This window comes from Cobetia sp. SIMBA_158, assembly GCF_046566945.1.
GTDB classification, from domain to species: domain Bacteria; phylum Pseudomonadota; class Gammaproteobacteria; order Pseudomonadales; family Halomonadaceae; genus Cobetia; species Cobetia amphilecti.
Genome location: NZ_JAWJYL010000504.1, coordinates 1 through 264, shown reverse-complemented (window position 1 = coordinate 264; position 264 = coordinate 1). Strand labels below are relative to the sequence as shown.

Below are 264 nucleotides of genomic sequence, written 5' to 3'. Positions count from 1 at the left end.
TCGTAATGATTTCGTCGCTCAAACGCGATGTGGCACGGTTCACCTCAACGAGCGAAGGTACTGGTGCAGCGTTTCGCGGCTGATCCCGTAATCGCGCGCGATCTGCGCCTTGCGTTCACCGGCGCCGCGAACCGGATGCATTTCCCCACTTCGGGCTGAGTCTGATGCGGCTCGGCATCTGGACGGCGAAGGCCTCCGCGGCAGCGCCAGGGTATGTCGTGTCCGCGACCGCGGCTACCACGGTGGCTCCTTCTGAAAATTAGA

Annotated in this window: 1 protein-coding gene; it reads right to left on the bottom strand. The window is 62.1% G+C overall.

Going from position 1 to position 264, the window contains the following annotated elements:
* Positions 1-39: 39 nt before the first annotated feature.
* Complete coding sequence (locus R2R70_RS20855; protein ID WP_327796267.1) at positions 40-141, bottom strand: helix-turn-helix domain-containing protein; 102 nt, start codon at positions 139-141, stop codon at positions 40-42.
* Between the last annotated feature and the right edge of the window lie 123 nt (positions 142-264).